We start from the raw sequence: 21,908 nt of genomic DNA, 5'->3' as shown, positions 1-21,908 counted from the left end.
TTCGTCCATGGTGTCCGACTTGTTGTTCGTGTCGTCGCAGATCACGTAGAACGCCTCGTCGGGCTTGTGACCGACGAGCGCGCCCTGACGCCACTGGTCGGTCAGGAACGAGGACACCGCGTGCCGCAACGAAGCCCACAACCGCTCGTCGTTCGGTTCGAACACCGCCCACGTCGACGACTGACGGATCGAGTCGGACAGGAACGACACCAGACGCCGGACATTCAGGTACTTCCAGTCACGCGTCGTCGACCTCGTCCGCGCACCCCACACCAGCAGACCCCGGTCGGGGAAGACCCGCAGGCAATTGACGCCCACCGCGTTCAGCTCCCCGTTCTGCCCGTCCGTGAGGACGGTCGGGACGGAGAGGACCCCACGGAGGTTCTGATTGGCGGGAGCCTTGAAGACGCCGCGTTCGGCATCGGTACGGGCCCATGCACCGGCGAGGTGGCCGCACGGCGGCACAGTGCGGGGTGCTCCGTCCAGGCCGGGGACCTTGAGCCAGGGGTAGTACAAGGTCGTGAACGCGGCATCGTCCGTGTCGGCGGACGCCAGCGACCCGGCGAAGTCGACGGCCTCGGAGGGCTTCTTGCCGGGCGGGGGTTCCGTGATCGCCAGTCGGTTGCGCATCTTGACGCAGTGCGCGATGACGGAGGCGATGACCGGCCGGGCAGCCGCCGCGTCCTGGCTCTTCGTCCAGAGGTCGGGTACGGCGACCATATGGACGTCCGGGACGGTCTCCAGCCCGGTCAGTCCGTCGTCGACCGCCGTCCCGAGAGCGATGCCGGGGTCGAGCGGGACGACGTAGCACTTGGTGCCGCCGTTGGCGAAGAAGCCGTAGACGGCCTCGGCGAGCGCGTACTTCCGACCGTTCGTCAGCTTGCCCTGAAGGTCGGTGAGTTCGTGGTGGCGCGCGGCGACGGGCCACCAGGCTGTGCCCGCCGCCTCCCAGGCCGCGTAGCCCTCGAGATCCTTGACCCTTGCCTTGATTCCTTCAGCGAACTGCTTGTCCTCGTCGGACACGTCACGGCCGGCCCCCAGGGCCTCCCTCACCGAGCCGAAGCGCTGATAGTCGCCTTCGGTGACGCCCGCCGTGACGGCCTGGCCCTTGAGCGCGTCGTCCGTAGTCGTGAAGGTGGACCGGAGGCGTTCCAAAGGCTCCAACGCCTTCGTCACCTGCTCCAGCGTGAGCGTGGAGCGGAAGTGGAACGCGTCCACGAACTCGTTCCAACTCCGCACGGACTGTGGCGTTCCGGCGTGGGGCCCGCTGACCGGATAGCCGAGAAACGCGGGCGTGGACGTGCCGGCTCCGGTGATGATCCGTAATCCGCTGGGGACTTCCTTGACGTAGACCCCTGGTGCTGAGGGTTCCGCGGCCATATGGCTCTGCCCTTCGTGGGGTGTCGGGTACACCTCCGAACAGCAATACCCAAATCCACGCACCACGCCATGCAGTCACCCGAAGAAGGCCGTAAACCGCCCCTGAGTATGAAAACCTGACATGTCAACGCAAGCCGCCGACTCCGCCTCCGGGCCGAGGGCGGGCACCAGCAGGATCACGGCCGCGCTCCAGCAGGCCGTGGCATCACCTGCAGTTCTTGCTTCATCTGCACGACCAAGGCGCTTTCGTACCTGTCCGTGTCCGCGGACCGGTGGCGCCACGGGTCGCCGATCGGACTATGAGGCCGGTCTGCGCCATCGAGGTTTGCCACTTGTCACTCGATTCCTTCACCGACTCCGTCGACAAGGCTGTCAGCGGATTCTTCGAGCCCATAGCCAAGTGGCTCGGCGAGGTCGTCTTCTACTCCGTGCCGGTCAACGGCACTCAGCTCCCGCTGATCGTCGCCTGGCTGGTCATCGCCGGTCTGGTCTTCTCCGCCTGGTTCGGCCTGGTCCAGATACGCAAGTTCCCGCTCGCGTTGAAGGTGGTGCGCGGCAAGTACGACGAGAAGGGATCGGCCGGTGAGGTCAGGTCAACCACTTCCAGGCCCTGACCGCGGCCGTCTCCGGCACCGTCGGCCTGGGCAACATCGCCGGTGTGGCGGTGGCCGTGTCCATCGGTGGACCCGGTGCGACGTTCTGGATGATCCTTTGCGGTCTGCTGGGCATGGCGACGAAGTTCGTCGAGGTGACGCTCGGTGTGAAGTACCGCGAGGTGCACGCCGACGGTTCGGTCTCCGGCGGCCCCATGCACTACCTGCCCAAGGGCCTCGCCGAGCGCTTCGGCGCCCGCGGCAAGACCCTCGGAAAGGTCCTGGCCCTCCTCGCCTCCGCCTTCGTGCTCTTCTTCGGCCTCTTCGGCGGCAACCTCTTCCAGGTCAACCAGTCCTACGCCCAGCTGGTGTCCGTCACCGGCGGTGAGAGCGGCCTGATGGGCGGCTCGGGCGGCGCTCTGTTCTTCGGCATCCTGGTCGCCGCGCTCGTCGGCGTCGTCCTGCTCGGCGGCATCCGCTCCATCGCCACCGTCACCGGCGCGCTCGTCCCGGCCATGGCCGGCATCTACATCGTCGGCTGCCTGGTCGTCATCGCTGTCAACGCCTCCGCCATCCCCTCCGCGCTGTCCACCATCATCGAGGGCGCCTTCAACCCGCAGGGCGTCGCCGGCGGCGTCCTCGGCGCGCTGATCATCGGCTTCAAGCGAGCCGCGTTCTCCAACGAGGCCGGCCTCAGCTCCGCCCCCATCGCGCACTCCGCGGTCAAGACCAAGCACCCCGCCAGCGAGGGCCTGGTCGCCCTGCTCGAGCCGTTCATCGACACGGTCATCATCTGCACCATGACCGCGCTGACCATCGTCATCGCCAACCCGGCCAGCTGGGCCGAGGCCCGCAAGGGCGAGTCCATCGGCGGCGTGACCATCACCTCCGACGCCTTCGCCACCGTCCTGCCCTGGTTCCCCTACACCCTGACCGTCGCGGTCATGCTGTTCGCCATCTCCACGGTGCTGACCTGGGGCTACTACTGCATGAAGGCCTGGACCCACCTGTTCGGCCGCAGCAAGGCCAGCGAGCTCACGTTCAAGGCCACCTACACCCTCTTCGCGGTCGGCGGATCCCTGCTGACCCTGCAGACCCTGATCGACATGGCCGACGCGGTGCTCTTCATGCTCGCCGTCATCATCATCATCGGCCTGTACCTGCTCGCCCCCGTCGTCAAGCGCGAGCTGAACAACTTCCTCGACTTCGTCCGCCGCCGCGACGCAGGCCTCGATACGGACGAGAGCGAGGACGGCGACAACACCGACCAGGAGCCGGTGAAGACCACCGTCTGACCGCCCCTCCCCCCGGCGGCCCGGCTCCTCGAGAGGGCCCCGTGCCCACCCTCGCGCCTTGGGTGGACACGGGCCCTCTCCCTCTGTCCCAACACCATCACCGCACGTCAAGGACTCCCCGGCGACACCTCACCCCTGCCGATACGGTGTAAAGAGAGCGTCAAGGCGCTCCCTCCCCACCGAGCGGAGACGGACGCGGGCTGTGCCGGGAGGTCTGGTCGGCGTCCGAGGGGCCGTGTGCCCGCAATGCCGCCGACGCCCCGGAGGTTCCCCGCCATGACCGCTGCCCCGCCGCCCCAGCGCACCCCGTTCCTCGGCATCCTTCCCTGGCCCGAGCGCCGCGCCGTCGCCGAAGCCCTTCGCACCGAGACCATCGGCGGCCTGGTGCTCCTCGCCGCCGCCGTCATCGCGCTGATCTGGGCCAACAGCCCCCTCGGCGATCTCTACCGGCAGATACGCGACGTCCGCTTCGGCATACCCGCCCTCGGCCTGGACCTCTCCGTCGGCCACTGGACCGCCGACGGCCTCCTCACCGTCTTCTTCCTCGTCGCCGGCATCGAACTCAAGCGTGAACTCGTCGTCGGAGAACTGCGCACCCCTGCCACGGCCGCCCTCCCCGTCGTTGCCGCGCTGTGCGGGATGGCAGTCCCCGCCGCCCTCTACGCCCTCACCGCCTCACTCGGCGGCGGCGGCCTCGACGGCTGGGCCGTGCCCATGGCCACCGACATCGCCTTCGCCCTCGCCGTCCTCGCGGTCATCAGCACGCACCTCCCAGCGGCCCTGCGCGCCTTCCTCCTCACCCTCGCCGTCGTCGACGACCTCGGCGCCATCCTGATCATCGCGATCTTCTTCACCGCCGACCTGAACTTCCTCGCCCTCGGCAGCGCCTTCGCCGGACTGGTCGTCTTCTACGCCCTCCAGCGCCGCCGCGTCCGCGGCTGGTGGTGGTACGTCCCGCTCGGCATCACCGTCTGGGCGCTGATGTACAACAGCGGAGTCCACGCCACCGTCGCCGGCGTCGCCATGGGCCTGATCCTGCGCACCACCCTCGACAAGGGCGAGGCAGCCTCCCCCGGCGCCAGGGTCTCCCACCTCGTCCACCCCTTCTCCGCCGGTGTGGCCGTACCCCTCTTCGCCCTCTTCGCGGCCGGTGTCACCGTCTCGGGCAGTGCCCTCGCGGACGTGTTCACCCGGCCCGAACCCCTCGGTGTCGTCATCGGCCTGGTCGTCGGAAAGATCCTCGGCGTGTTCGGCGGCACGTATCTCGCCGCTCGCTTCACACGTGCTCGGCTCAACCCCGACCTGGCCTGGGCCGACGTCTTCGGCCTCGCCGTCCTCGCCGGAATCGGCTTCACCGTCGCCCTCCTCATCGGCGAACTCGCCTTCCCCGGACAAGCCCTCACCGAACAGATCAAGGCCGCCGTCCTCGTCGGCTCCGTCACCGCCGCAACCCTCGCCGCCCTCCTCCTGCGGCGCCGCAACAAGGTCTACAAGCGCCTGTACGAGGAAGAAGCCCTGGACGCCGACGCCGACGGCGTCCCCGACATCTACCAGCGCGGCACCGCCGAGGGTGGCAAGATCTTGGCCGCTGTCATCTGCGACGGCCGCGCGCTGAGGGTATGCGGCTTGTCGAATACTCCGTTGCTTGATCGAAAGCCGTTCGACAGTATGGCGCCCATGCGACGCCATGATCACACCGGCCCCATGGCGCTGCGCGCCATGCAGGACCTGGCCACCCGAACCTTCCCGGCGACCGGATATCGGCACATAGGTGACCTCACCTGGAACTGGACTCTGTCTCTCGATCGCGGCGACGAATGCCCGACGGCGGTCTGGACCGAAGGCGACCGAACGCTGGCCTGGGGCTGGCTGGAGCTACCGGACAGTCTGATGCTCCAAGTCGATCCGGACCGCGCGGAACTGGCCCACGATGTCCTCTCCTGGGCCGAACAAGCCGCACGCGGCCCGCTGCACGTCGAGGTGGCCGGCACCGAATCACACCTGGTCAAGGCGCTGGAACAGCGGGGATACATCCGTGCTGTCGACGGCCCGTTCATGGCATGCCTCGAACGTGACCTCACCGAACTGCCGGACACTCCCCCATTGCCGGACGGCTATGCGATCCGGGCCCAGCATGACGACGCCGACGTGGCCGGCCGGGCCGCCGCACATCGCGCTGCCTTCGGATCAACCCGGATCACCACCGAACGCCATGCCCGCATGAGGGACGCCTGGCCCTATCGCCCCGAACTCGACCTCGTGGTGACATCGCCCGCCGGAGACGTCGTCGCCTACTGCCAAGGCTGGTACGACCCGGTCAACGCAGTCGGCACGTTCGAACCAGTCGGCACCCACCCCGACCACCGCCGTCTCGGCCTGGCCCGTGCCGTCTGCACCGCGGTGCTGCATGCCTTCGCCCGTGCCGGAGGCAGGCGCGCCATCGTCTACTCGCGAGGCGACGCCGCCTATCCCGTCCCCAAGCGGCTCTACGAGTCCATGGGCTTCACCACGTACACCCGCACCCACACCTTCCTCGGCAGGCCCACGGACGCGGACTGAGCGGTTCTGCGCCGGGGACCAGCACTCGTCCACTGCCCCAGCAGGTCTGCACCCCCAGGGTGCGCCGCGGGGGTGCCGGCCATTGCACTCCACAGAACCTGGGCCGCGACCGCCACCCCGAGCCAGTCGCGGAGCTCTGCCGGCGCAGCCGAGCTCGGGGACGAACGGCGCACCAACCAGTCAGTGTCCTGGCGCCGCTTCAGGCCACATCCTTCGCCAGGACACCGACACCGCCCGCAACACGGTCACCGCGCCGAGCCCTCGCATGACACTCGCCCCGCCCGGATGACTTCCAGCCGCACGTACCGGACGACCGCAACCGGCATCGCCCTCCGGCCGCCCCTTAAACGCCCCCGCTCGCCAGCCGCTGCGCCGCCCGCTCCCCGCGCCGGCCCACGGGCTCGACTCCCCATGCCGCGCCCAGACCGGCCGGCGGCATGTCGAGGTAGACCGACTCGTACGAACCGGCCGGGACGATGTACGTCTCGTGCCAGATGCCCACGTTGCCCGTGCTGTTCCGCACGCGGCGGTTGAACGCCGCCCACGCGGGTCGATGCTGGCCGCCGGGGTCGGAGGCATAGGCGAGCAGCTTCTCGCGCGACTCCCAGTACTGCACGACGCCGAACACGCGGGGGCCGCCGCCCAAAGCGCGGAGGCCCAGCAACCCGCTGTCGCCGTCGCGCGAGAGCTCCTTGAGCATGCGCGGCATCGCGGCCAGGACCGGCAGCCAGTGGCGTACGGCCCGCCAGCGATTGACCCGCATGCCGATGAGGAAGACGACCACGTCGCCCTCCGCGGCGGCCGTGACCCGTCGCTCGGATATCGGTGCAGTACCCATGAGATTCTCCCTCCCCATTGGATAGCGTCGCTATCCATGCTTGGATAGTGCCACTACCCAAGGGAAGGTGCAAGACATGCGACTGGCGGAGCTGAGCGAGCGCAGTGGCGTGTCCACCGCCACGATCAAGTACTACCTGCGCGAAGGGCTGCTCCAGCCCGGGCGCCGGATCTCCGCCACCCAGTCCGAGTACGGGGAGGACCACCTGCGGCGGCTACGCCTGGTGCGGGCCCTGATCCAGATCGGCGGCGTCCCGGTGGCCGCCGCGCGGGAGGTGATCGCCGCCGCGGAGGACGAGTCGCTGGACCACCATCTGCGACTGGGCGCGGCGACCCGGGCGCTGCCCTCCGCCGAGGGGCCCGCCGAGGACGACCCGGCGGTGGAGACCGCCCGCCGCTCGGTGGAGGCGCTGCTGGAACGGCTGGGCTGGTCCTCCGGTCCCGGCCTGGACACGCTCGACCCCGCCCGCCGGCGGCTCATCGAATCGGTCGCCGCGCTGGTCCGGCTCGGTTACCCCTGCGACACCGAGCAACTGCTGCCGTACGGGCAGCTGGCGGCGCAACTGGCAGTCACCGACCTGGACCTGGTCGAGGAACAGCCGACCCCGTCCGGGCAGATCGAGGCGGCCGTCGCACTGACGGTGCTGTACGAACCGGTACTGCTGAGCCTGCGGCGCATGGCCCACGCGCAGGAGTCGGCCCGGCGGTTCTGAGGCGCCTTCGCCCTCGACAGCGACGGTGAGTGCCTCCAACTGATCGGCCATGAGTGGGGGGACGTGTCAGAGGCGCGTCAGGGAAGCCGCGCGCCACTTGCACCGGGCCGTCCGGCTGCCTTGGATGGTTCTCGTGAACAGCCACCTGCGCCACGACGACCGGCCGCCTCATACGGCGCTGCCCGGCACCGCGCGCTGCTCACTTCCCGTGCGCTGAGCGCACTTTCAACACCTCACCCGGCCCCGTCCGCGCGCACGTTCACGTGCGCTGCCGCTGACGTCGCCTTCTGTTCGCACGGCAGCCCGCCACGGGGCGGATCCAGCTGCCGCATCGCTCGAATTCCCGGAGTGGATTCCCATGTCTTCTGTTGTCTCGCCCGCTCCCAGGACCGTGCTGGTCACCGGTGCCACCTCCGGCATCGGCTGGGAGACCGCCCGGCTGCTCGCCGGCCGGGGGGACACGGTCATCCTGCACGCCCCCGACCAGGCGTCCGGCGACGACGCCGTCGCCCGCCTGGTCGCGGCCGGCGCGGACACCCTGCGGCTGCGCCTGGTCGTCGCCGACTTCTCCCGGCTGGACGAGGTCCGCGCCATGGCCGCCCGCGTCGCCGAGGAGCACCCCGTCCTCGACGTCCTGGTCAACAACGCGGCTGTCGCCGCACCCGAGCGGCGCACCATGACCGCCGACGGCAACGAAGTCTCCTTCCAGGTCAATTTCCTGGCCGCCTATCTCCTCACCCACGAGCTCGCCGGCCCGCTCGGCGCCCGCCCCGGCAGCCGCGTCGTCAACGTCTCGTCCTCGATGCACCGCACGGCATCGATCTCCTGGAACGACCCCCAGCGCGCCAAGCGCTACTCCCGCCTCGCCGCCTACGCCCAGTCCCAGCTCGCGCTGACCATCTTCGCCCGCGAGCAGGCGCCCTGGACATCGGTCAGCGTGCACCCCGGCGTGTGCGACACCGCACTGCTGCCGCTGTACGCCCACGAAGGCGACTCCGCCCTGCAGGGCGCCGAGCGTGTCGTGCGGCTGTGCGACCCCGCCACCGACGTCGTTCCCGGCGGCTACTACGACCGCACCGCCCTGTCACCAGCCGCGCCCGTCGCCCTGGAGGACCGCACCGTGCGCCGGCTGTGCAAGCTCGCCGACCAACTCGTCGCCCAGACGGCCTGACCTACGGACCTACTGACCTACTGACCTGCCGAAAGGAGGAGGGACACCGTGTCCAAGCGCGCCCGTAAGAAGCGAGCCCGCCGCAAGAAGAAGGCCAACCACGGCAGCAAGGCCTGCGCCTGACCTGCCCCTGACCTCAGGTCATCACCAGGTGTCAGGGGGTGTGGCCGGGCCAGGGGACATCGGTGGCGACCGGGGCGGTGTAGTCGATGCCGGGCACGGAGAATCCGTAGAGGCGTCGCACCTCGGCGCGGAACCAGTCGAGGTCGGCCAGGTCGGCGATGGTCGCCGTGGTGGCGCTCTCCCAGCGTTCGGCAACGGCCGCCTGGACGCCGTCGGTCAGTTCGAAGGTGTCCAGGCGGACGCGGCCCTCGTCGTCCAGGGCGAGCGGGGCGGCACCGGTGAGCTGGTCCCACAGGGCGGCGAGCTGACGGATCGGCGGGACGAGGTCCTCGCCGAGGACGCCGCGCAGCAGGCCGGTGTACAGGGCGATGCCGGGGATCGCGGTGGAGGACTGGGTGACGGCGGCGCCGTTGACGGAGGTCACGGCCCGCCCGCCCACCGTCTTCTCCAGCCGCTCGTTCAGGGTGCGGGCGGTGGCCTCCAGGTGGGCCTTGGCCGCGCCGATGGTGCCCTGCCGGTAGATCGCCGCCGTCAGCGGCGAGCCGATGTAGGACAGCGCGGCGGTGGCGAACTTGTCGGCGAGCAGGCCCCGCCCGGCGAGGTGGTCGATCCAGCGTTCCCAGTCCGCGCCGCCCATCACGGCCACGGTCTGCTCCACGTCGTCGCCCTCGGCCGGCCCGGTCTCGACCTCGCGCACCTCGGGAACACCCTCGTCGTCGAAGACGAGGGTCTTGGTGCGGTTCGCCCGGCCGATCGGCTTGAGGACCGAGGCGTAGGTGACGCCGGTGACGGGGTCGGTACGCCGGGGCGCGGCCACCGAGTAGATCAGGTAGTCCAGCCGGCCACCGAAACGCCGCTCGATGAGGTCGGCGACCTCGTCCTTCACCGAGTCGGAGAACGCGTCGCCGTTGAGGAAGACCATCTCCCGCCCGGCAGCACGGGCGATGTCAGCGGTGGCGGCGGTGCGGTACCAGCCGGCCGTCGCGGTACGCCGCACGGTGGGGGCCTTCTCGAAGCACACGCCGATACCGCGGATACCGGCACGCTTGAGCCCGGCGAGCGTGGCCGCGAGACCGTATCCGGCGGAGGAACCGATGACCAGCGCCACCGGCCCGTCACCGTCCGGCGCACCGGCAGGGGCGGGGCACGCCTGCCACATGTCGGCCACCAACTGCCCGCACCCGGCAGGGTGGGAGTCGAGAAAGAGGAATCCCCGATTGCGGGGAGTGAGAACACGCTCGTTCACGAGGGCAGTCCTTAGGTCGGCCGGGACAGGGACGCGGCGGCCGGCCGGGCCACCGCGCCCTGCAAGTCTGCGCCCGCACCCACGCGAGCAGTGACCCCTGCCGTAAACAATGATCACGAGCCGGTCTTGGAGCGTTCCCACCACTTCCGGCCGGGCAAGACGCAGCAGCGGTCTATTCGGCACCGGCGGCCAGGGGGACCTCCGGCATCAGATAGCGGTCGTTGCCGGCCTGCAGGGCGCACATGACGGCATCGTCGCGCTTGGGCCGGCTCACCAGGACCGTCACGGGCTGCGGCGGCTCTCCTGGCAGCTCGGTTTCCAGGGAGATGACGCCCGCGCCGCGCCCGGCGCGTCCGCAGGCGACGACCTTGCCGTCCACCAGTACCTCGATCGGCGCCGTCCGCGGGCCGACGAGCACCGAGACGGAGTGCCCGGCAAGGTCGAGGTGGAAACGGCGACTGACCATGGCGGGCTCACTTCAGCGGACTCGGTGCTCCTCGAAGGGGGCCGCCCGCACCTCCCCCCGCACCGGCGGCAGGTGGGGCGTGTGGTTGACCAGGCGTGCGGAGTTGGCGACGACGGCGATGCTGCTGGTGTTGTGGAGCAGCGCCGCGAGGACCGGGTTCAGGGTGCCGCCGGCGCCGGCGAGGAGGCCGGCGAGGTTGACGCCGATGGCCAGTCCGTAGTTCTGCCGCACGAGGCGCAGGGTGTGGCGGCTGAGTTCCACGACGGCGGCGACCTGACGCAGGTCGTTGCCGGCCAGGGCGATGTCGGCGGTTTCCAGGGCGACGTGGGAGGAGTGCTCGCCCATGGCGATGCCGACGTCGGCGAGGGCGAGGGCGGGCGCGTCGTTGGTGCCGTCGCCGACCATCGCCACGGTGTGGCCCTCGGCCCGGAGGTCGCGGATCAGCTGGAGTTTGCCTTCCGGCAGGGCGTGGGCGTGGACCTCGGTGATGCCGAGGGCGTCGGCGACGACCTGCGCGGTCTCGGGCGCGTCGCCGGTGAGCAGGATCAGGCGCCCCACGCCGAGTTCGCGCAGCTGGCGCACGACGGTCTCGGCACCGTCGCGTACGGCGTCGGAGACGCCGAGCATCCCGATGAGGTCGTCGTCCTGGGCCAGGCAGATGACGGTCTCGCCGCCGGCGCGCAGCCGTCCGGTCCAGTCGCGGGCGTTCTCGGTGAGTTCCAGGCCGTGCCGGCGCAGCAGGGCCGGGCTGCCGACCAGCAGCCGTGTGCCGTCGAGTTCGGCGCGCATGCCCATGCCGAGCACGACCTCGCACGCCTGGTGGATGGGGATGTGGAGGCGTTCGGCCTCGGTGCGGGCGACGATGGCCTGGGCCAGGGGGTGCAGGGCGTGCAGTTCGCCGGACGCGGCCAGGCTGAGGACCTGGTCGGCGGTGAACCTGTCGCTGAGCGTGACCACGCTGGTGACGAGCGGCTTGCCGAAGGTGAGGGTGCCGGTCTTGTCGAAGACGACGGCGGTGACCCGGCCGATGCCCTCCAGGTGGGTGCCGCCCTTGATGAGGGTGCCGCGGCGGGCGCCGTTGCCGATGGCGGCGCTGATGGCGGTCGGGGTGGCCAGGCCGGCTGCGCACGGGCAGGCGATGAGCAGCATCGTCATGGCGCGCCGGGCGTCGCGGGTGGCGGCGAAGGTCAGGGCGGACAGGGCGAAGGAGACGGGGACGAACCGCCGGGTGAAGCGGGTGGCCACGGTCTGGATGGGCGCCCGGTCGGTCTGGGCCTCCTCGACCCGGCTGATGATGCGTCCGACGGTGGTGTCCGGGCCCACCGAGGTGGCGCGCACGACGAGCGAGCCGGACGTGACGATCGTGCCGGCGTAGACGTGGGAGCCGGCGCGGGCGTAGACGGGCAGCGCCTCGCCGGTGATGGCCGCCTGGTCCACCAGGGCCTCGCCCGAGACGGTGTCCCCGTCGACGGGGATGCGGTGGTGTTCGTACACGGCCACCTCGTCGCCCGCCTCGACGCTTTCGAGCGCCACCTCCACCTCGACGCCGTCCTTCACCAGCCAGACGCGCTCCTCACCGATGGTCAGGAGTTCCTCGATGGCGCGGCGGGTGCGGCGCAGTGTGAGGGTCTGCAGGAACTCGCCGATGTTCAGCAGCCACAGCACGGTGAGCGCCACGACGTTCTCGCGCAGGACGAGTGAGATGACGGTCGCCGCGGTGACGAGTGTGTCGGTGCCCGGCGCGCTGCGGCCGCGCAGCGAGCGCAGGGCGCCGCGGAAGAAGGGCAGGCCGGTGAAGAGCGTGATCAGGGCGGCGAAGCCGGAGGAGCCGACCGACAGGCGGGGGCGGCGCAGGAGGCGGCGCAGGCCGATGAGGGCGAGGACCGCCCCGCCGACGACGAGCCGGGCGACCTCTCCGGTGGAGGAGTCGGGCAGGGACCGGCTGGCCTTCGCCGGGGCGGTGGCGGGCGGGGCCTCCTCGAGGGCGGCCACGAGGCGGTCGACGTCGAGGTGGTCCGGGGCGACCCAGACGATGACGCTTCCGGTCCGCGGGAAGACGCGCAGCGCGCGGAAGCCCGTCAGCCCGGCCAGTCGCGCGTCGACCTGGCCGGCGCTGCCCGGGCGGGTACGCAGCCACGGCACGGTCAGCCGGGCGCGGCCCGCGGCCACGGACTGGACGACCACACCGGTCATGGTCAGTGCTCGTGTCCGTGGTCGTGCTCGACGCCGACGGCGGAGGGCGGCGGGGCTTCTTCACCGAGGGTGGTGCGGGCCTCGGCGAGCACGTCGCCCGCCTTGAGCCGGGCGTCCTCGGCGGCCGAGGCGAGCCACCGGCCGGCGACGATTCCGCCGGCGATGCCGCTGACGAGAGCCTTCCTGGCGGCGGGCTTGGCCTCCGGGAGCCGCTTGGCGGCACCCTGGATGATCAGGCCCCCCACCACCCCGGAGACCGCGTAGTGGGCGAGACGGCCGGCCGCGGCGCCGGCCAGTGCGACCGGGTGCATGAAGCCTCCCTCCGTACGTGTACGTGCAGGGCGGGCTCGAATGGGCTCCTCCACCTCAAGTGTGCGCCTGACCGGCGTACGAGGGCGAGCCGAGGTCCCGGCGGGCCTGGCGTGTGCCTTTCAGCCGGCAACCCAGGTAGATCGCGAAGGAGATCGTCGTGACGTAGGGGCTGACGGGCACGGTGCCGCCGAGGGCGAGGAGGAGCCCGCCCTCCATGGACACCAGCGCGAAGGCGACGCTGAGCAGCGGCAGCCGCACGGGGGACGCCGTGACGCGGGCGGCGGCGGCCGCCGGGGTGACCAGGAGCGAGAGGACCAGCAGCGCTCCGACGATCTGGACGCACAGGGCCACCGCGAGGCCGAGGACCAGCATGAAGGCCGTGGACAGGGCGCGTACGGGCACGCCCCGGGCCGCCGCCACCTCCGGGTCGGCGCTGGCGAAGGTCAGCGGCCGCCACATCGTCGCCAGCGCGGCCAGCACCACCGCGGAGGTGCCCACGAGCCATGCCGTCTGCGGCGTGGCGACGGCGACGATCTGGCCGGTGAGGATGCCGAACTTGTTCGCCGCCCTGCCCTTGTAGAGGGACAGGAAGAGGACGCCCAGGCCGAGGCCGAAGGGCATGATGATGCCGATGACCGAGTTCCGGTCCCGGGCGCGCACCCCCAGCAGGCCGATCGCCACCGCCGCGAGCAGCGAACCGACGATGGAACCGACAACGATGTTCAGCCCGAGGAACAGCGCCACCGACGCCCCGGCGAACGACAGCTCGCTGATGCCGTGCACGGCGAACGGCAGATCCCGCATGACGACGAAGACCCCGGCCAGGCCACCGACCAGGCCGAGCAGCGCCCCGGCGACCAGGGAGCCCTGCGCGAGCGCCAGCAGTTCGCCGTAGTGGTCGAAGCCGAAGATCTGGTCCAGTACGCCACCGTCCTGCCCGCCGTCGGCGGGCACCTGTGCGACGGCGCCCGGCCCGGGGCGCGCGGAGCCGGTCATGCCGAAGGGCCGCCGTTCGGGGGTGGCGTGCCGCCGCCCTCATGGTGGTGCCCTGGGCCGTCGTCCGGGGCGCCCACCACGACGATCCGGTCCCGCACCCGCACGACGTCGACGTGTGTCCCGTACAGCTGGGACAGGGCGGCCGAGGTCATCACCTCGTCGGGCGGGCCGGTCCGGTGTCTGCCCCGGGCCAGGTACAGGACGCGGTCCGCGAGGCCCAGAACGGGGTTGATCTCGTGGGTGACGAAGATGACGGCCGTGCCCGCCGAGCGCCGCCGCCGGTCGACCAGTGCGGTGACCGTCTGCTGGTGGCGCAGGTCCAGGGAGAGCAGCGGTTCGTCGCAGAGCAGGAGCCGCGGGTCGGTCGCGAGGGCCTGGGCGACGCGGACGCACTGCAGCTCACCACCGGACAGCCGGCCCAGGGGTACGTCCGCGTACGGCGTGGCGCCGACCATGGCCAGCAGCTCCTCCACCCGGTGCCGGGCCGCGGCCGTGCGGCGCGGCGGGCCCCAGCGGTGGCCGTCGAGCCCGAGCCGTACGAGGTCCCGGGCGCGCAGCGGCGTGGGGGTGGTCAGGGCCTTGTGCTGCGGCACGTAGCCGATCTGTCCGCTGCCGTTGTGGGGCGACGTGCCGAGGACCGTCACCGAGCCCGCGGTCGGCTGCTGCCGGCCCAGCAGGACCCGCAGCAGGCTGGTCTTCCCGGAACCGTTGGGGCCCAGCACCGCCAGGAACTCCCCCGGCCGCACGTCGAGGTCCATGTCGCGCCACAGCACCAGGTCGCCGTAGGCGAGCGAGGCACCGCGGAGGCTGACCACGGGCGAGGCGGGGTCGGCCCGCTCAGGCGCGGCGACGGCCGCGGCACGGTTCCTGAGGCGGCCGCTCATGCGTCCAGCGCCTTCCCTAGCTCGTCGAGGGTCGACTTCATCCAGTCGACGTAGCCCTGGCCGGGCGGCAGCGTCTCGGTCACCGGCACCACGGGGACGCCGTGGTCCTTCGCGGCCTGCCTGACCTTCTCCGTCTGGGGCCCTGAGGTCTGCTGGTTGTACACCAGCGCCTCGACGCGCCTGCCGGTGAACAGGTCGAGCATCTGCCGCATGCTGCCCGGAGAGACCTCCGTGCCCTCCTCGACGGCCGCGGCGAAGTCCGGGGGCGTACGGTCGCGCAGACCGCACGCCTCGACGAGGTACAGGGGCACCGGCTCGGTGACCGCGACCGCGGCGCCCTCGTGGCCGTCCCTGATCCGCTTCTCCTCGGCTTCCAGGGCGGCCAGCCGGTCCTGGAACGCCCGGGCGTTCCGCCGGAACAGCTCAGTGTCGCCGGGTGCGGCTTTCGCCAGCGAGTCGGCGACGCGGGCGGCCAGCCGGCCGACCGTGGGCAGGTCGTACCAGACGTGTTCGTTGAGCTCCCCGCCCGCGGGGGCGGTCCTGCCCGAGACCCGCACGGCGTTGATCACGTCGGCCGAGGGGTTGTTCGCCGCCCGCAGCATCCTGCCGACGAAGTCGTCATAGCCACCGCCGTTCTCGACGACCACCCGTGCCCGGGACAGCGCCAGCTGGTTGCGGGTGCCGGCCTCGTACGAGTGCGGGTCCTGGGCCGGATCGCTGATGAGCGAGACGACGTCGACCTTGTCGCCCCCGACCTGCCGTACGACGTCCCCGTACACGTTGGTGGACGCCACGACGGGCACGGCCGCGGGGGACGCGCCGCCCCCACCCGGCGTCGGCTCACCCTCGCACCCCGAGAGCGCGAGCGTGGCCACGAGGGCCGGGACCAGGAGCGATACGGAGACCCGCATAAGCATCTCCACGGGCAGAGGAAAACGAAATGGTTTTCACCTCATTCTCACTCCGGGACGGAATCACTTCCACCGGAGCGATCTCCGGGAATTCACCGGCTCGTGGCGTAGGCCGGTGCGCGCTCCTGAGCGAGCCGATCCGCATGCGTTTACGATGACATGGCGCGAAATGGCCGGAAAGGGGCCTGGAAATGCCCAAATCCCCGCCCGCTGCCATCCGGCGGCGCGTCTTCCTCGCCGGGGCCGTCGCAGGGCTGGGGGCGGCCGGCGGAATCGTCCGTGCGGGATTTACCGAGCGAGCCGACGGGCGGATGGCCGCCGAAGAGCCGTTCGCCGCCGGAACCACCCTCATGGCCGTCGCCGCCCGGCCGGCCGGGCCGGGTTACCGGCGGCTCGCGTACGGGCCGGGGTGGCCGCGCACCGTGCGCCACGACATCGCGAGCCCCCGACCCGGCCGCGCCGATCGCCGCACCCCCCTGGCCGCCTTCGTCCAGTTCACCGACCTGCACCTCACCGACGTCCAGCACCCGCTGCGCTACGAGTTCTTCCGGTCGGGCAGCCCGGCGGCGTGGCGGCCACAGGAGGCCCTGACCCTGCCCGGTGCCGTTTCCCTCATCGAACGTGTCAACGGGCTGGGCCGCGGCCCGGCCACCGGGGCGCCGCTGTCCTTCGTCATGGCCACCGGCGACAATACGGACAACAACGCCGCGATCGAGCTGGACTGGTTCCTCACGGCCATGAACGGCGGGACCTGCACGCCCGATACGGGCGACCCCGGCCACTACGAAGGCGTCCAGAACAGCGGCCTGGAACTCTTCTGGCACCCCGAAAGCCTGGTCCGGGACCTGGACACCCTCGCCGGATTCCCGAAACTCGACGGCTTTCTCACCGCCGCCGTCAAACCGGTCCGCAGCCCCGGCCTCGCCATCCCCTGGTACTCCACCCTCGGCAACCACGACGGACTGTCCGGCGGTTGCTACGCCGCGACCCACAACGCCATCGCCGCCGCGGCCACGGGAGACCGGAAGCTGCAGACCATCCCGCCCGACGAGGCCAGGTCGCTCATGATCGGCGAGGGACGGGGCACCGACCCCGCGGGCCACCGCATCGAGGCACTGCTGGGCCGCGGCCTCAAGACCCGCACGGTCACCCCCGATCCGCGCCGGGCCCCGTTCACGATGCGGGAATACCTGGCAGCCCATCTCGACCCGGACCACGTCGGTCCGGGGCCCGCCGGTCACGGCTACACCGCCGTCAACCTCTCCGAGGAAACCCTCTACTACTCGTTCCCCGTCGCGGACGGCGTCATCGGCATCAGCCTCGACTCGACCGACCCCGGAGGCGGCAAGGACGGGTCCATCGGCTCCGGGCAGCTGCGCTGGCTCGGCGAGACGCTGACCCGGCACAAGGACCAGTACGCGCTGGTCTTCAGCCACCACCCCAGCTGGAGCATGGACAACGGAACCCCAGACCCGGCCCGCCCCGCCGAGACCCGCCACTCGGGCGACGAACTGATCGGCCTGCTCGGCAGTCACCGCAACGTCCTTGCCTGGATCAACGGCCACAGTCACTGCAACCGGATACGCCCCCGTCGGACCTTCTGGGAGATCTGTACCGCTTCCCACATCGACAGCCCCCAACTCGCCCGCGTCATCGAGGTCGCCGACAACCACGACGGAACCCTGTCCTTGTTCACCACACTGATCGAGTCGGCAGCCCCACCCCGCTCCTACCTCCACGACCTCTCCCAGACCGGCCTCGCCTCCCTCTACCGCGAACTCGCCGCCAACGCCCAGGGCGCCGCCCCGGGCCTCGCCGGAACGCCGACGGACCGCAACACGGAACTCCTCCTGGCCACGCCATGAGCCTGCCCCGTCCCGCCCGGACCGTTACTTCGTAACGTTGGTGTATCGGGCAGGTAACCGGGTGAGGCCGCCCCGGGCCCCGGCCCGTACGGGCTGGTGACGGCTTCGGGCGGACCGGAGCCCATGTCCTGGGGGAACAACCATGAACCGTACGCGCACTGCCACGATCGTCGCCGCGGCCACCGCCGGAGTCCTGCTGCTCACCGCCTGCGGCGGCGACAACGACAGCTCCGCGCCCGAGTCCTCGGCGGCCGCCGGCTCCGGCTCCCACGCCGTCGGCCAGGGCAAGGCGGCTGACGGCGGCCCGTCCGCGGGACAGGGCCTCAGCCTCCTCGGCGGCACCGCGAAGGCGAACAACGCCCCGCCCAGGACGGGGGACTGGGCGAACGAGCCCGGAAAGCCGGCGGTGAAGGCCGAGGCACAGCAGTGGGTGCAGTTGTCCGCGTCCAAGGCCGGTGCGCTGAACCCGGTGGTGGTCAACGGCGCGGGCTTCACCCTTTACCGGTTCGACAAGGACACCGCGAACCCGTCGAAGTCCACGTGCGCCGGTGAGTGCGCGTCGACCTGGCCTCCGGTCGTCGTCGCACAGGGCGGCAAGATCTTCCTCGACGGGGTGGCCACGTCGAAGGCCGGCACCGTCCGGCGGGCCGACGGCACGCTCCAGGTCACGGTCGGGGGCTGGCCCGTCTATCGCTTCAGCAAGGACACCAAGCCCGGTGACACGAAGGGGCAGGGCGTCGGGGGCACGTGGTTCGGCGTCACTCCCGACGGCAAGAAGGCGGGCGGGGCCGCCGCCACCGGGAATGGTGATCAGGGCGGCGCCGGTCAGGAGAAGCCCGCCACGAGTGTCGTCCTCTTCGACAACGCCGCCTTCGGCGACCCCTCCCAGGGCCTGGCGGGCAAGGGCTGCCAGAACGTCGCGCGGGACAACGTCGCCTCTTCCCTACAGGTTCAGGGGCGCCTGAAGATCTGGTCCGAGGCGAACTGCAAGGGCAAGTCCAAGGTCGTCAACGGCGACGTCGCCGACCTCGCCACCATCGGCTTCGACAACGACATCTCCTCCGTCTTCTTCGGCTGACAGGTCGAAGCGGGCAACAAGGGGCCCCCGGCGCGGGGCCGACCGGGGCTCCTCACCCACGGTCGACCCCGGCGCAGGGCGTTTGTCGTGTGCCCGGTCAGCCGGCCAGCGGCGCCACCGGTGAGGGCTTGTCGTCCTCGTCGGCCGGCTCTTTCATCCGCACCGGTTCGGTACCGACGTCGTTGTGGCGTGCGGCCCAGTTGTGCAGAGCCGCATGGCAGGCGTGGTCGAGGTGGCGTACGGACACGAGGTCCAGCTCAAGGGGCCGGTCCTTCGGCATGGCCTCCAGCGTCTCCAGGATGCGCGGCAGGCGGAGGAAGGTGGCGTTGCCCGTGAGGGTGACGACGAGGCGGCCGCCGGTGAGCTCACGGACGTCGACATGGACGGCCGAGGTCTCCCAGGCGGACTTCACCACGGCGAGTACGAGCCCGAGCACGACGCCCTCGAACATGCTGGTCGTCACGATGGCGATCGCCGTGACGCCGAGGATGACCGCTTCGCCGCGGTGCGTCCGCCACAACGGGCCGATCTCCTTGACGGGCATGAGCTTGCAGCCGGCGTGCACCAGGACACCGGCCAGCGCCGCGAGCGGGATGATCCCGATCGCCGCCGGCAGCAGCACGGTGAACAGCAGCAGCCACGCGCCGTGCAGGATGCGGGAGAGCGAGGTCTTCGCGCCCGCCTGGACGTTGGCGGAGCTGCGGACGATGACCGCGGTCATCGGCAAGGCACCGAGCACGCCGCACATCGTGTTGCCGACACCCTGGGCGACCAGTTCCTTGTCGTAGTGCGTGCGGGGGCCGTCGTGCATGCGGTCGACCGCCGCGGCGCTGAAGAGGGACTCCGCGGACGCGATGAGCGTGAACGCGATGATGGTGCCGAGAAGGGCCACGTTGCCCAGCTGCGACAGGTCGCTGAACGCGGGCGGCTGGATCGCCTCCGCGAGTCCCTGCACCTTGACGTTGGCGATGCCCAGGCCACCGGCCGCGGAGACGACCGTGGCCAGGGCCACGGCGGCGAGCGGCGCGGGCACCAGCCGGGCCTTGGCGGGCAGTTTCTGCCACAGCACGAGTACGGCGATGGTGCCGAGGCCGATCGCGAAGGCGGTCAGGGCGGTGCGGCTGGTGGCGATGTCGGCGGCCAGCTTCGGCACGCCGAGGATCTTGTCCAGCCCTGATCGCGGCTGCTTGATCCCGGCCATCGTGTAGAGCTGACCGAAGATCAGGACGAGCCCGATGCCGGCCAGCATGCCCTGCACGACCGAGACGGAGATCGCGCGGAACCAGCGGCCGAACCGCAGCAGGCCCAGGCCGATCTGGAGCAGTCCCGTGACGAGCACGATGGTACCGAGCATGCCCAGGCCGAACTCGCGGACGGCCTCGAAGACGAGCACGGTCAGGCCGGCGGCGGGACCGCTGACCTGTAGGGCACTGCCGGGCATGAAGCCGACCACCAGCCCCCCGACTATGCCGGTGATCAGGCCGAGTTCGGCGGGTACGCCCGATGCCACGGCCACGCCGACGCACAACGGCAGGGCCACGAGGAAGACGACGAGCGAGGCGAGCACGTCCTGACGTAGGACGGCCGGGTGCTTGAAGGCGGAGATGGCTGAGTACATGGGTGAGGTCCCTTGGTCTTCGTGTCAGCCGGTCACAGAGGTCCGAACGACAGGTGGCCTTCTTCGGGCCGGTGCACGCTGACGGCACCCGTGTGCACTTCGTAGTACCAGGCGTGGAGGCCGAGAATTCCCTCCTCCAGCCGCTCCTTGACACAGGGGTAGCTCCGCAGCGTCTCCAACTGCGCCACGGCGTGCGCCTGGACGGCCTCCGCGACGTCGGGCGAGACCTCGGTCACCGAGCGGACGGGTGCGTGCCGTGGCACAGCCTCCTCCAGCCAGCCGCGGACAGCGGGCACGGCCGAGAGGTCGTCGCTGCGGACGACGGCGCCCACGGCACCACAATGCGAGTGTCCGCAGACGACGATGTCACGGACGCCGAGCACACGGACGGCGTACTCGATCGTGGCCGCCTCGCCGGTGGGACGGTTGTCGTCCGGGTAGAGGGGCACGACATTGCCCGCGGTGCGCAGTTCGAAGAGCTCGCCCGGGCGCGCACCGGTGATCAGCGCCGGAACGACGCGCGAGTCGGAGCACGAGATGAACAACACTTCCGGGGACTGTCCGGCTTCCAGGGCTCGGAATGCCTTGATGTGCTGCGGATCGGCCACGTGCGTGACCGCGAAGGATCGGGCGTTGTCGATCAGTGACTTCATGATGGCCTGCCTCCTGCACCTCTGCGTTTGCAGCGGGGGCACGGTGTGGTCGGGTCGGTCAAGGAGCTGTGAACGTGGCGGCAAGTGCCGGGCAGCAGCGCCTCAGGGCACGCCACGCCATGCGGCTCCCCTTGAGAGAGCCACAACCAATACTTTACCAGCGTATTACCGCCAGCCGACAGGATTAAAATACCGTCAGAATGTTGACAGAAATAGTCAGCGGTCGGTTGAGTTGGTTCCGAATCGAACCAATTGGATGGCCATCCTGACGGAATTACACATTCCGCCTAGTCTCCCGGAGGCAGGCAGGAACCTGCCGGATCTTGCGCAATCGGGCATGGGGTGGCGGGAGTTCGAGGTAGCGACCTCAACTTGCCGAGAAATTGGTGTATTCAGCATCGTTCGTCGGCGATCGAGGCTCTGCTGAGAGACCCGTCCCGCCGACCACACCCGACGCGCTTCTCTCTCCCCTCATATGTGGGACATCAAGGGGGCATTTCGATACCGCTGACGCTTTTCTGACTCTCTTCGTCTCGCCTCCCCGACATCCGAGGGGTAAGGCTTTCTTGATATCAAGGCACTTGTCCGTGGCGGCGAAGTTCAGCGGATGGCGCCCGGGTAGGACTGGAGCTCCCACAGTGTGCCTTCGGGGGTGCGGACGTGCGCCGTGCGCAGTCCTGGGCCCCACTCGGGGCGGTCGGCGGGGGCCGCGACGGCCGTCGCGCCGTGCGCGACGCACCGCGCGAAGGCGGCGTCCACGTCGGCGACCCGGCTCACCAGCATCATCCCGTCGCCGCCCGCGGTGCCGTCGAGCCCGACCGACGAGGCCATCGCCGCTCGGTCGAACAGCGCGAGGACGCCTTCGGCACCCACGTCCCAGCTCGCGTACGGGCCTTCGGCGCTGCCCGCGGTCCGAGTGGCACCGAGGACGGCGGGCAGCGTGGCGTCGTAGAAGCGGAAGGCTTCGTCGAAGCGGTTCACCAGGAGGCGGGGGTGGAGGGCGTCCATGGCGGCA

The 21,908-nt window shown here is 70.7% G+C and carries 17 protein-coding genes and 2 pseudogenes; 7 read left to right on the top strand and 12 right to left on the bottom strand.

The window, feature by feature from the left end:
• Window positions 1–1,239 (bottom strand): phage tail sheath subtilisin-like domain-containing protein (locus tag ABZ956_RS07850; RefSeq protein WP_361888526.1); only part of this gene is annotated, 1,239 nt, incomplete at its 3' end.
• Between the two features lie 473 nt (window positions 1,240–1,712).
• On the opposite strand from ABZ956_RS07850, the pseudogene ABZ956_RS07845 reads away from it, so the two are divergent.
• The 3 genes and pseudogenes from ABZ956_RS07845 to ABZ956_RS07835 all read left to right on the top strand — a co-directional run bounded on the left by ABZ956_RS07845 (window position 1,713) and on the right by ABZ956_RS07835 (window position 5,827).
• A pseudogene (locus tag ABZ956_RS07845) lies at window positions 1,713–3,268 on the top strand (alanine/glycine:cation symporter family protein).
• A gap of 276 nt (window positions 3,269–3,544) precedes the next feature.
• Window positions 3,545–4,825, top strand: a pseudogene (gene nhaA / locus ABZ956_RS07840) (Na+/H+ antiporter NhaA); the annotation flags it as partial.
• A gap of 111 nt (window positions 4,826–4,936) precedes the next feature.
• Window positions 4,937–5,827, top strand: coding sequence for a GNAT family N-acetyltransferase (locus ABZ956_RS07835; protein WP_361889401.1), 891 nt, complete (start codon window positions 4,937–4,939; stop codon window positions 5,825–5,827).
• Window positions 5,828–6,170: 343 nt separating this feature from the next.
• Here ABZ956_RS07835 and ABZ956_RS07830 read toward each other — a convergent pair whose 3' ends face one another.
• On the bottom strand, window positions 6,171–6,665 hold the full coding sequence (locus tag ABZ956_RS07830) for a DUF4188 domain-containing protein (protein ID WP_361888523.1): 495 nt from the start codon (window positions 6,663–6,665) through the stop codon (window positions 6,171–6,173).
• 76 nt (window positions 6,666–6,741) lie between these two features.
• On the opposite strand from ABZ956_RS07830, the gene ABZ956_RS07825 reads away from it, so the two are divergent.
• Together ABZ956_RS07825 and ABZ956_RS07820 are read left to right on the top strand one after the other, a co-directional pair.
• Window positions 6,742–7,377, top strand: a complete 636-nt coding sequence (locus tag ABZ956_RS07825; RefSeq protein WP_361888520.1) for a MerR family transcriptional regulator — start codon at window positions 6,742–6,744, stop codon at window positions 7,375–7,377.
• 358 nt (window positions 7,378–7,735) lie between these two features.
• On the top strand, window positions 7,736–8,548 hold the full coding sequence (locus ABZ956_RS07820; RefSeq protein ID WP_361888517.1) for an SDR family NAD(P)-dependent oxidoreductase: 813 nt from the start codon (window positions 7,736–7,738) through the stop codon (window positions 8,546–8,548).
• Window positions 8,549–8,702: 154 nt separating this feature from the next.
• On the opposite strand, the gene fabV is transcribed toward ABZ956_RS07820, so the two are convergent.
• The 7 genes from fabV to ABZ956_RS07785 all read right to left on the bottom strand — a co-directional run bounded on the left by fabV (window position 8,703) and on the right by ABZ956_RS07785 (window position 15,685).
• The gene (gene fabV, locus ABZ956_RS07815) at window positions 8,703–9,917 is read right to left on the bottom strand and encodes an enoyl-[acyl-carrier-protein] reductase FabV (RefSeq protein ID WP_361888514.1); all 1,215 of its coding nucleotides are present in this window, start codon (window positions 9,915–9,917) and stop codon (window positions 8,703–8,705) included.
• A gap of 172 nt (window positions 9,918–10,089) precedes the next feature.
• Window positions 10,090–10,383 (bottom strand): hypothetical protein, encoded by a 294-nt coding sequence (locus ABZ956_RS07810; RefSeq protein WP_361888511.1) that lies wholly within the window; start codon window positions 10,381–10,383, stop codon window positions 10,090–10,092.
• Window positions 10,384–10,395: 12 nt separating this feature from the next.
• A complete protein-coding gene (locus ABZ956_RS07805) occupies window positions 10,396–12,576 on the bottom strand; it encodes a cation-translocating P-type ATPase (RefSeq protein WP_361888509.1) in 2,181 nt (726 codons plus the stop codon).
• Window positions 12,577–12,578: 2 nt separating this feature from the next.
• Entirely contained in the window at window positions 12,579–12,887 is a 309-nt protein-coding gene (locus ABZ956_RS07800) for a DUF1490 family protein (RefSeq protein ID WP_361888506.1), read from the bottom strand.
• 55 nt (window positions 12,888–12,942) lie between these two features.
• Window positions 12,943–13,884 carry a metal ABC transporter permease gene (locus tag ABZ956_RS07795; RefSeq protein WP_361888503.1) on the bottom strand — a complete coding sequence of 314 codons (942 nt, stop codon included), beginning with the start codon at window positions 13,882–13,884 and terminating at the stop codon, window positions 12,943–12,945.
• Entirely contained in the window at window positions 13,881–14,768 is an 888-nt protein-coding gene (locus ABZ956_RS07790) for an ABC transporter ATP-binding protein (protein WP_361888500.1), read from the bottom strand. Before ABZ956_RS07790 ends, ABZ956_RS07795 begins: the two co-directional genes overlap by 4 nt.
• On the bottom strand, window positions 14,765–15,685 hold the full coding sequence (locus tag ABZ956_RS07785) for a zinc ABC transporter substrate-binding protein (protein WP_361889399.1): 921 nt from the start codon (window positions 15,683–15,685) through the stop codon (window positions 14,765–14,767). The genes ABZ956_RS07790 and ABZ956_RS07785 overlap by 4 nt, the downstream gene beginning before the upstream one ends.
• Before the next feature lie 185 nt (window positions 15,686–15,870).
• Here ABZ956_RS07785 and ABZ956_RS07780 point away from each other — a divergent pair, with 185 nt between their 5' ends.
• Both ABZ956_RS07780 and ABZ956_RS07775 read left to right on the top strand, forming a co-directional pair.
• Entirely contained in the window at window positions 15,871–17,544 is a 1,674-nt protein-coding gene (locus ABZ956_RS07780) for a TIGR03767 family metallophosphoesterase (RefSeq protein WP_361888498.1), read from the top strand.
• Between the two features lie 142 nt (window positions 17,545–17,686).
• A complete protein-coding gene (locus tag ABZ956_RS07775; RefSeq protein ID WP_361888495.1) occupies window positions 17,687–18,622 on the top strand; it encodes a hypothetical protein in 936 nt (311 codons plus the stop codon).
• Window positions 18,623–18,719: 97 nt separating this feature from the next.
• Here the strand turns inward: ABZ956_RS07775 and ABZ956_RS07770 are convergent, their stop codons facing one another.
• The 3 genes from ABZ956_RS07770 to ABZ956_RS07760 form a co-directional block, all read right to left on the bottom strand.
• Window positions 18,720–20,240, bottom strand: a complete 1,521-nt coding sequence (locus ABZ956_RS07770) for a SulP family inorganic anion transporter (protein ID WP_361888492.1) — start codon at window positions 20,238–20,240, stop codon at window positions 18,720–18,722.
• 32 nt (window positions 20,241–20,272) lie between these two features.
• Window positions 20,273–20,893, bottom strand: coding sequence for a carbonic anhydrase (locus ABZ956_RS07765; RefSeq protein ID WP_361888489.1), 621 nt, complete (start codon window positions 20,891–20,893; stop codon window positions 20,273–20,275).
• 600 nt (window positions 20,894–21,493) lie between these two features.
• Window positions 21,494–21,901: a VOC family protein gene (locus tag ABZ956_RS07760; RefSeq protein WP_361888487.1), complete on the bottom strand. Its 408-nt coding sequence runs from the start codon at window positions 21,899–21,901 to the stop codon at window positions 21,494–21,496.
• Window positions 21,902–21,908 lie beyond the last annotated feature (7 nt).

The sequence above is a fragment of the Streptomyces sp. NPDC046261 genome (genome assembly GCF_040646235.1).
Taxonomy (GTDB): Bacteria; Actinomycetota; Actinomycetes; order Streptomycetales; family Streptomycetaceae; genus Streptomyces.
This window is presented reverse-complemented; position numbering and strand designations above follow the sequence as displayed.